The sequence below is a fragment of the Pseudomonas sp. TWI923 genome (genome assembly GCF_039673365.1).
Taxonomy (GTDB): domain Bacteria; phylum Pseudomonadota; class Gammaproteobacteria; order Pseudomonadales; family Pseudomonadaceae; genus Aquipseudomonas; species Aquipseudomonas sichuanensis.
The window spans coordinates 1-6,715 of sequence record NZ_JBDJLM010000137.1 but is presented as its reverse complement, the minus strand read 5'-3'; the positions used below and the strand labels follow the sequence as shown (position 1 = coordinate 6,715).

Here is a 6,715-nt window from a genome sequence, read left to right as displayed (position 1 = left end):
CCGCGATCGTCTGCGTGAATTCAGCTCACTTTGTGCCGCGCCGCATACAAGCACAGCATCTCCATTGCCAGCGTCGCCCCGGCCAGAGCGGTGATGTCGGCATGGTCGTAGGCGGGCGCCACTTCCACCAGGTCCATCCCCACCAGGTTGATGCCGCGCAGGCCGCCGAGGATCTCCAGCGCCTGCACCGTGCTCAGGCCGCCGCACACCGGGGTACCGGTACCGGGCGCATAGGCCGGGTCGAGGCAATCGATGTCGAAGGTCAGGTACACAGGCATGTCCCCCACCCGCTGGCGAATCGCCGCGATGATCGCCTCGGTGCCCTGGCGATGGACCTGGCGGGCATCGAGGATGGCGAAGCCCTGGCTGTCGTCGTTGGTGGTGCGCAGGCCGATCTGCACCGAGCGCGCCGGGTCTACCAGGCCCTCGCGGGCGGCGTGCCAGAACATGGTGCCGTGGTCGATGCGCTTGCCTTCCTCGTCGGGCCAGGTGTCGCTGTGGGCATCGAAGTGGATCAGCGCCAGCGGGCCATGGCGGCGGGCGTGGGCCTTGAGCAGCGGGTAGCTGATGAAGTGGTCGCCGCCCAGGGTGAGCATGGCGCAGCCGGCTTCGAGGATGCGCTCGGCATGGGCCTCGATGCTGTCGGGTACCGACGCCGGCGTGCCGCTGTCGAACGCACAGTCGCCGTAATCGATCACTGCCAGGTGATCGAACGGGTCGAACGCCCACGGCCAGTGCCGGGCCCAGGCCTGCTGCACCGAGGCGGCGCGGATCGCCCGTGGGCCGAAGCGCGCCCCCGGGCGGTTGCTGGTGGCCGTGTCGAACGGCACGCCGCTGACCACCACATCGACCCCGCGCAGATCGCGGCTGTAGCGGCGCCGGGAAAAACTGGTGATGCCGGCGTAGGTACTCTCGGCGGCGGTGCCGTAGAGGCTGTCACGGGTGATGGCCTGGTCGTTGTCCTGGGCGAGATCCACGGTCTGTCTCCTGGTGTTGTCGTTGTTATTGGCGGCTGCGGAAGGCGGTCCACAGGCGGTTGCGCTGGCGCAGGTCGGACAGCGCCATGCTGCGGTCGGCGAACAGGCGCTGGCGCACTTCGGCCGGGGGGTAGATGTCCGGGTCGGTGCGGATCGCCTCATCCACCAGCGGCGTGGCAGCCTGGTTGGCGTTGGCGAAGAACAGCGAGTTGGTCAGGGCGGCGACAGAGTCGGGGCGCAGCATGAAGGCGATGAAGGCCCGGGCGGCTTCGGGGTGCGGGGCATCCTTGGGGATCACCAGGTTGTCCTGCCACACCAGGGTGCCTTCACGGGGGATGCGGTAGATCAGCTCGAACGGCTTGCCGGCACGGCGGGCCTGGTCGGCGGCGGTGGCGGCGTCGCCGTTGTAGGTAAGTGCCAGGCACACGCTGCCGTTGGCCAGGTCGTTGATCTGACGGCCGTTGGCCACGTAGCTGACCGACGGCTGCAACTGCTGCAACAGGGCTTGGGCGGCGTCCAGGTCTTTCTTGTCCTGGCTGTACGGGTCCTTGCCCAGGTAGTTGAGGGTGAGGCCAATCACCTCCTGCGGTGAGTCGAGCATGGCGATCCCGCAGTCCTTGAGGCGGCTGGCGTACTCGGGTTTGAACAGCAGGTCGAGGCTGTCGAGGGGGACATCACCCAGGCGCTGGCGTACCGCCTCGACGTTCACCCCCAGGCCCAGCGTGCCCCAGGTGTAGGGCACGGCATGGCGGTTGCCCGGGTCGGCTTCGGCCAGCTTGGCCAAAAGATCCGGGTCGAGATTGGCGTAGCCTGGCATCGACTGCGAATCCAGCGGTTGCAGTGCGCCGGCCTTGAGCGCGCGGGCCAGCACGGTGGCCGACGGCACCACCACGTCATAACCGCTGCGGCCGGTGAGCAGCTTGGTTTCCAGCACTTCGGTGGTGTCGAAGGTGTCGTAGCGGACTTTGTAACCGGTCTCCTGCTCGAAGCGTTGCAGGGTTTGCGGGGCGACATAGTCGGCCCAGCTGTAGAGGTTGACGACCTTCTCTTCGGCCTGCAGCGGCAAGGCGATCAGCAGGGACAGCAAGCACAGCGTTCGACGCATGGCGGACACCTCGGCAAATGGGTGGATGCCGCCAGCATGCCTGCCGGGTTACATTGCAAAAATGGCAACTGTGTAAAGCTGACATCCACCTGGAGCAATGTAATGCTTGGACAACTCCATGACCTGGACCTGCACCTGCTGCGGCTGTTCGTGACTGTAGCCGAGGCTGGCGGCTTCAGTGCCGCACAGGGGGTGCTGGGGCTCAGCCAACCGAGCATCAGCCAGCAGATGGCCAAGCTGGAGACGCGCCTGGGCTATCGCCTGTGCAGCCGCGGCAAGGGTGGGTTCCGCCTGACAGAGAAAGGTGAACTGCTGCTGCAGGCGAGCCGTGGCCTGCTGCTGCAGATCGAGCAGTTTCGCCAACAGGCCAACGGCGTGGCCGGGCGCCTGCTGGGCAGTGTGCGCATCGGCCTTGCCGAGAACCAGGACAGCAGCGTCACCCTGCGCATCGCCCAGGCCATTGCGCGTTTTCGCCAGCGTGACGAGGCCGTGCAGCTGGAACTGATCAGCGCCCCGCCTGCAGAACTCGAGCGGCTGTTGCTGGAGCAGCGGCTAGATTGTGCGATCAGCTATTTTTCGGGTAACCAGGCGGCGTTTGACTATCAACCGCTGTTCGATGAACGCCAGCGTTTGTACTGCGGTGCGGGACACGCGCTGTTCGAGGCTGTCGATGTCAGCCGGGAGCAACTGCTGGAAGTTGACCAGGTGCGCCACCCCTATCGCTTTCTCAAGCAGGGCGAGCCGTTCCAGAGCCGCTACAGCAAGGCGGTGGCGGAGCAGATCGACAGCGCGTTGACGCTGGTGCTGTCGGGCCGGCATATCGGTTACCTGCCCTGCCATTGCGCCGCGCCGTGGGAGGCGCAAGGGCTGTTGCGGGCGCTGGATACCGGGCTGGATTTCATCGTGCCGTTTACCCTGGCGCGGCATCGCGGGCAGGTGCCTGGGGAAGCGCAGCGGGCCTTTGTCGAGGATGTGCTCGCGGTGTTCGCTTGAGGGGTCGCCAATACTTTCAACGCCGCCGTGCATTTGCCACACTGCAGGCTCGCCCGTAAGTCGAGGCCGTGAACGCCATGCTTTTCCGCTGCTGCCTGATCCTGCTGTTGGCCCTGGGCCTCAATGCCTGCGCGCTGTTGCACAACCGCGACCCGCTGAACATCAGTGTGATCGGCATAGACCCCCTGCCCGGCCAGGATCTGGAGATCCGCATGGCGGTGAAAATCCGCGTGCAGAACCCCAACGAAACAGCGGTCGACTTCAATGGCATCGCGCTCAATCTCGAGGTCAACGACCAGCCCCTGGCGGCTGGCGTGAGTGACCAGCGTGGGCACATCGGCCGTTACGACGAAGCCGTGATCGTGGTGCCGGTGAGCGTCACCGCCTTCGCCTTCCTGCGCCAGGCCTACGGCCTGAGCCGGGCGGATTCGCTGCAAGGGCTGCCTTATGTGCTGCGCGGCAAACTGGCCGGCGGCCCGCTGGGTACTGTGCGTTTCACCGACAAAGGCAAACTGGACTTGCCTGCTGCCACCGCAGCCGGCTGGTAAACATCCTGAATTGGTAAAGGAGCTACCAATGTCTTCTGCGCCTGAACTGAAAACCGCCCGGCTGCTGCTGCGCCCCTTGCAACTGAGCGACGCAGAGGCCATCCAGCAACTGTTCCCCCACTGGGAAGTGGTGCGCTACCTGAATGCCCTGGTGCCGTGGCCCTACCCGGAGGATGGTGCCTTGCGCTACCTGCGCGATATCTGCTTGCCGGCGATCGCTGCGGGGCGTGAGTGGCACTGGTCGATCCGCCTGCTCGAACGCCCCCAGCAGCTGATCGGCAGCATCAGCCTGATGGACCTGCCCGACAACAACCGCGGGTTCTGGCTGGCACCCGCCCACCAGGGCCGGGGCTATATGACAGAGGCCTGCGCCGTGGTCGATGAGTTCTGGTTCAACACCTTGCAGCGCGAGGTCATGCGCGTGCCCAAGGCGGTGCCCAACGAAGCGTCCAGACGTGTTTCCCAGCGCGGCGGCATGCGCCTGCTGCGCACTGGGCAAGGCAACTTCGTGAGCGGTTGCCTGGCGCAGGAAGTGTGGGAGATCACTCGGCAGGAGTGGCTCGAGCTGGGTGCTGCAGGGGCCAATTGAAAGTGGCCTGACTCAGCGGCCGGCGTTGGCGGCGGCCATCAGCTTGTTGACCTCGCTGCGCACCAGTTGAGTGAACTCGGGCGGCGACATGCCATCCAGTTCGGCACGCACCCACTCCGCCCACTTGCCCTTGCGTCGCGGCTTTTCTGCAATCAGCCGCCCTGCTTCACCCTTGGCCTTGGCCAGGTTGCCTTGCCAGTATTGGAACAAGCGCGCTTTTTCTGCCTCGATCTGCGCCCGTTCCGCGAAGCTCATGTTGGCCAGATTGAAACTCATGGGTAATACCTGCCACTGAAAAATGGGCGCTATCTTACACCGTAGCGGCCGAGCGCCGGTAAGCCGCTGCAACTTTCCCGACGCCACGGCATCCACTGTTCAACCCCACTCTGCACGAGGACGTGTACATGGCCAGGAATACCGCCGCGAAAAACAATGGTGAACAAATCAAGGACCAGGTGTTCAGCGAACTCCAGGCGTTGATCGAGGAGTCCGAGAAACTGCTCAGCGACAGTGCATCGCTGGTCGGCGAAGACGCCGACGGCCTGCGCGCCCAACTGGGGCTCAAGCTGCGACAGGCCCGTGACGCCACCAGCCGCCTGGGCCAGAAGGCGCAACCGGTGGTCGATGCCACCGAGCAATACCTCGGCGGTCATCCATGGCAGACGGTGGCGATCTCCGCAGGCTTCGGCTTGGTGGTGGGCCTGCTGCTGGGGCGCCGCCAATAGCGGCGGATCAGGCCGCGTGGGCCATGGGGATGCCACTGTGGAAGCGCATCTCCTGGTCGGGCGAGCTGATCAGTTCGGCTTCTGCTTGCCGTACCTGCTCTACGACTCGGGCGATCTCGGCTTCATCGCCGTACACATGGGCCAACTTGAGGTAGCCCTGATAGTGCCGGGCTTCGCTCTTGAGCAGGCCGTGGTAGAAGGTACCGAGTTCTTCGTCCAGGTGCGGTACGAGAGCAGCAAAACGCTCGCAGCTGCGCGCCTCGATAAAAGCCCCCACAACCAGCGTGTCCACCAGCTTCACCGGCTCGTGGGCACGCACCAGGCGACGCAGGCCCGAGGCGTAACGCCCGGCCGACACCGGCCGCAAAGGCACACCGCGTCGTTTCATCAGCCGCAGCACCTGCTCGTGGTGCACCAGCTCTTCACGGGCCAGGCGCGACATCATGTTGATCAGGTCGAGGTGAGTGTTGTACTTGGCGATCAGGCTCAGTGCAGTGCTGGCCGCCTTGAATTCACAGTTCTTGTGATCGATCAGCAGGGTTTCCTGGTCGGCCAGCGCCGCCTCGATCCAGGCGTCTGGGGTACGGCAGCCGAGGAAGGCGTCGATTTCAGGAATCTGGGACATAACACTCACAATCACGAAAGATATCTGCAGGACCGGCGATTATACCGGCGGCAGCGGCGAGTGCCAGTGGCTATTCTTGACGCATATCAAGCGGCGGCAGGAGGTGCGCCGACTATAGTCAGGCATTGGTCGCCATCCAGAAGGGAGTTCACGCCATGCAAGCCGTTCGCAGCATCCTTGTCGTTCTCGACCCCGAGCACGCCCACAGCCGGGCCCTGACCCGGGCCAAGCTGATCGCCGGCGTGACCGGCGCTCGCCTGCACCTGCTGATGTGCGACAAGAAGCATGACCACAGTGCGCTACTGAGCCTGCTCAGCAGCCAGTTGCATGATGACGGGTATGACAATGTCACCCACGAGCAGGCCTGGCACGACACCCTGCATGAATCCATCATCAGTGTGCAGCAGGCCGAAGGTTGCGAACTGGTCATCAAGGAACATCGGCCGGATAACCCGCTACGCAAGGCACTGCTCACGCCCAGCGACTGGAAACTGCTGCGTCAGTGCCCTTGTGCGGTGCTGATGGTCAAGAGTGAGCGGCCGTGGACTGGCGGGGTGATCCTGGCAGCGGTGGATGTGGGCAACCAGGATGAAGACCACCGCAGGCTGCATGCGAGCATCATCGACCATGGCTATGACATTGCCAGCCTGGCCAAAGGTGAGCTTCATGTGATCAGCGCACACCCCTCGCCCATGCTGTCGGCGTCTGACCCGGTTTACCAGCTTACCGAGACCATCGAACAGCGGTATCGCGATGCCTGCAAGGCCTTCCAGGCAGAGTTCGACATCAGCGAGGAGCGCCTGCACGTAGCGGAGGGGCCGGCTGATGTACTGATTCCCTTTACCGAGAAGAAGTACGACGCCGTGGTGACCGTCATCGGTACCGTGGCGCGGACAGGCATTTCCGGGGCTTTGATCGGTAATACCGCCGAAGTGGTGCTCGACGCTCTGGAAGGTGATGCGCTGGTGCTCAAGAGCGAGGAAGTGATAGCGCACCTTGCCGAACTGGCTCGCGGCTGAAGCGCTGATTTCGTCCTGGCGGAAAAGACAAAACCCCTACCTGCATGCGCAGATAGGGGTTTTGCGAAATGAATCTTGACGATGACCTACTCTCACATGGGGAAACCCCACACTACCATCGGCGATGCATCGTT

9 protein-coding genes are annotated in these 6,715 nt (G+C 64.1%); 5 read left to right on the top strand and 4 right to left on the bottom strand.

Features of this window, described 5'->3' with window-relative positions:
* Window positions 1–20 precede the first annotated feature (20 nt).
* Window positions 21–977 carry an agmatinase gene (gene speB / locus ABE459_RS25435; protein ID WP_125859400.1) on the bottom strand — a complete coding sequence of 319 codons (957 nt, stop codon included), beginning with the start codon at window positions 975–977 and terminating at the stop codon, window positions 21–23.
* A gap of 25 nt (window positions 978–1,002) precedes the next feature.
* The gene (locus ABE459_RS25430; RefSeq protein WP_323828573.1) at window positions 1,003–2,082 is read right to left on the bottom strand and encodes an extracellular solute-binding protein; all 1,080 of its coding nucleotides are present in this window, start codon (window positions 2,080–2,082) and stop codon (window positions 1,003–1,005) included.
* Between the two features lie 102 nt (window positions 2,083–2,184).
* Between ABE459_RS25430 and ABE459_RS25425 the strand changes: the two genes are divergently transcribed.
* The 3 genes from ABE459_RS25425 (at window position 2,185) to ABE459_RS25415 (ending at window position 4,212) form a co-directional block, all read left to right on the top strand.
* Complete coding sequence (locus ABE459_RS25425) at window positions 2,185–3,075, top strand: LysR family transcriptional regulator (RefSeq protein ID WP_125859402.1); 891 nt, start codon at window positions 2,185–2,187, stop codon at window positions 3,073–3,075.
* Between the two features lie 77 nt (window positions 3,076–3,152).
* On the top strand, window positions 3,153–3,623 hold the full coding sequence (locus ABE459_RS25420; protein WP_125464804.1) for an LEA type 2 family protein: 471 nt from the start codon (window positions 3,153–3,155) through the stop codon (window positions 3,621–3,623).
* Between the two features lie 28 nt (window positions 3,624–3,651).
* A complete protein-coding gene (locus ABE459_RS25415) occupies window positions 3,652–4,212 on the top strand; it encodes a GNAT family N-acetyltransferase (protein WP_323828571.1) in 561 nt (186 codons plus the stop codon).
* A 12-nt stretch (window positions 4,213–4,224) separates the two neighbouring features.
* Here ABE459_RS25415 and ABE459_RS25410 read toward each other — a convergent pair whose 3' ends face one another.
* Window positions 4,225–4,488 (bottom strand): hypothetical protein, encoded by a 264-nt coding sequence (locus ABE459_RS25410; RefSeq protein WP_110993960.1) that lies wholly within the window; start codon window positions 4,486–4,488, stop codon window positions 4,225–4,227.
* 128 nt (window positions 4,489–4,616) lie between these two features.
* Between ABE459_RS25410 and ABE459_RS25405 the strand changes: the two genes are divergently transcribed.
* On the top strand, window positions 4,617–4,937 hold the full coding sequence (locus ABE459_RS25405; protein WP_125464806.1) for a DUF883 family protein: 321 nt from the start codon (window positions 4,617–4,619) through the stop codon (window positions 4,935–4,937).
* Window positions 4,938–4,944: 7 nt separating this feature from the next.
* On the opposite strand, the gene miaE is transcribed toward ABE459_RS25405, so the two are convergent.
* Window positions 4,945–5,562, bottom strand: coding sequence for a tRNA isopentenyl-2-thiomethyl-A-37 hydroxylase MiaE (gene miaE, locus ABE459_RS25400; protein WP_258704773.1), 618 nt, complete (start codon window positions 5,560–5,562; stop codon window positions 4,945–4,947).
* 155 nt (window positions 5,563–5,717) lie between these two features.
* Here miaE and ABE459_RS25395 point away from each other — a divergent pair, with 155 nt between their 5' ends.
* Window positions 5,718–6,581: a universal stress protein gene (locus tag ABE459_RS25395; RefSeq protein ID WP_323828569.1), complete on the top strand. Its 864-nt coding sequence runs from the start codon at window positions 5,718–5,720 to the stop codon at window positions 6,579–6,581.
* The last annotated feature ends 134 nt before the right edge of the window (window positions 6,582–6,715 follow it).

Coding starts and splice junctions, on each gene's coding strand:
- ABE459_RS25425 (WP_125859402.1), top strand. CDS start 2,185: ATGCTTGGACAACTCCATGACCTGGACCTGCACCTGCTGCGGCTGTTC.
- miaE (WP_258704773.1), bottom strand. CDS start 5,562: ATGTCCCAGATTCCTGAAATCGACGCCTTCCTCGGCTGCCGTACCCCA.
- ABE459_RS25430 (WP_323828573.1), bottom strand. CDS start 2,082: ATGCGTCGAACGCTGTGCTTGCTGTCCCTGCTGATCGCCTTGCCGCTG.
- ABE459_RS25410 (WP_110993960.1), bottom strand. CDS start 4,488: ATGAGTTTCAATCTGGCCAACATGAGCTTCGCGGAACGGGCGCAGATC.
- ABE459_RS25415 (WP_323828571.1), top strand. CDS start 3,652: ATGTCTTCTGCGCCTGAACTGAAAACCGCCCGGCTGCTGCTGCGCCCC.
- ABE459_RS25405 (WP_125464806.1), top strand. CDS start 4,617: ATGGCCAGGAATACCGCCGCGAAAAACAATGGTGAACAAATCAAGGAC.
- ABE459_RS25395 (WP_323828569.1), top strand. CDS start 5,718: ATGCAAGCCGTTCGCAGCATCCTTGTCGTTCTCGACCCCGAGCACGCC.
- ABE459_RS25420 (WP_125464804.1), top strand. CDS start 3,153: ATGCTTTTCCGCTGCTGCCTGATCCTGCTGTTGGCCCTGGGCCTCAAT.